The organism is Rhodococcus sp. A14 (genome assembly GCF_011603105.1).
Lineage (GTDB): Bacteria > Actinomycetota > Actinomycetes > Mycobacteriales > Mycobacteriaceae > Rhodococcus_F > Rhodococcus_F opacus.
Window position 1 is genome coordinate 1 of the sequence record NZ_JAAOQS010000258.1, and the last position, 1,540, is coordinate 1,540.

General features: G+C 65.7%; 1 protein-coding gene. It reads left to right on the forward strand.

Annotation, left to right across the window (positions count from 1 at the left end):
• The first annotated feature begins 86 nt into the window (after positions 1 to 86).
• Entirely contained in the window at positions 87 to 1,490 is a 1,404-nt protein-coding gene (locus G9373_RS45210; protein WP_167121316.1) for an MlaD family protein, read from the forward strand.
• Positions 1,491 to 1,540: the final 50 nt, after the last annotated feature.

Consider the following 1,540-nt stretch of genomic DNA (forward strand, 5'->3'; position numbering starts at 1 on the left):
GTCCTGCCCAGCCAAGCGGTGAACCCCCTGCTTGCCCCCACCCAGCCCGCACCGGCGCCACTTCCCTTCGCGGCGGGAGCCCCTCGATGAATCGCACTGCACTCGTCCGATTCCAACTCGTCACCTTCACGGTGCTCTCGATCGTCAGCCTCACCTACGCACTCATCTCGTACGTGAGCATCGAACGCATCACCGGCCTGCGCACATACACGGTCACGGCGGACTTCGCCGATGCCGGCGGCCTCTACGAGAACGCACTGGTCACCTACCGTGGCATCGACGTCGGACTGGTCACCTCGATCGACCTTGCGCAGGACGCACACGTGCGCGTCTCCATGCAGATCAAGGACGCCTACCCGGTCCCCACCGCCAGCACCGCGCACATCCGCAGCATGTCCGCGGTCGGCGAACAGTTCGTCGATTTCGTCCCCACGACAGACGAGGGACCATATCTCGTCGACGGGGACACCGTCCCGACCGACCAGACCGAGACCCCGGTACCCGCCGGCGATGTGATCGAATCCGCCAACCAGCTGCTGCAGAGCATCCCCAAGGAGTCTCTGGACAAAGCCGTCGACGAAACCTTCAACACCTTCGACGGAACAGGTCCACAGATCGCGCAGCTGATCGACTCGTCCGCCGAACTCGTCCGACTGGCGCAAGCCGACCTCGAGCCCACGCGCACCCTGATCAACGATGCCGAGCCGCTACTGACGACCGGCAATGAGGTCAGCGAGGACATCACGTCCTTCACCACCGACCTGTCCGCGTTCACCGAGCAACTCGTCCTCAGCGACGGACAGATCCGTGCGGTGCTCGATCAGGGACCGTCCGCCGCCGCGACCACCACGGCAACGCTGACCGACCTCCAACCGACCTTCCCGCTGCTGATGGCCAACCTGCAAACCGTCGGTCAGGTGTTCCGGATGAACATCCCGGAACTGCGCCAGATCCTCGTCATCTACCCCGCATTGAGTGCGGTGACCAACCATTCGGTCACCGGATTCCAACTCGACGACGACCAACTCGGCCCACAGGCCCCGCTGGACATCAAACTCGGCAACACCCTCAACCCGCCACCGTGCACCCAGGGCTACCAGGCGACCGAACGCCGCGATCCCTCCGATACCGCACCCGCCCAGGTACCCGGTGCCTCCTACTGCGATGTCGCCCCCGACGACCCGAAGGTCAGCCGCGGCCTTCGCAACACCCCCTGCGCCACCGACCCCGCAGTGCGGGCACCCGACGTCGCGAACTGCCCCCAAGGCCTGCCGTCGACCTGGGAGGGAATGCTCCGACGCCCCGGTGCCAGCCCCACACCCGAAACACCTGCGGCGCCGCCGAATCCAGCCCCGGCCGCCGTCCCCTACAACGACACCGACCAGAGCTTCCTCAGCCCCCAAGGGGCGTCCTACATCATCGGCACCGCCCCAGACCCATCCGCACCAACAAAGGAGGCCGATCGATGGCAATCGCTAGTGATCAAATGACAACAGCGGAGGATGCACCCGAGCTGACGACCCCGCCCGCACCCCATGAC

Excerpts from the sequence above, each read along its gene's own strand:
- G9373_RS45210 (WP_167121316.1), top strand. The coding sequence starts at position 87 with ATGAATCGCACTGCACTCGTCCGATTCCAACTCGTCACCTTCACGGTG.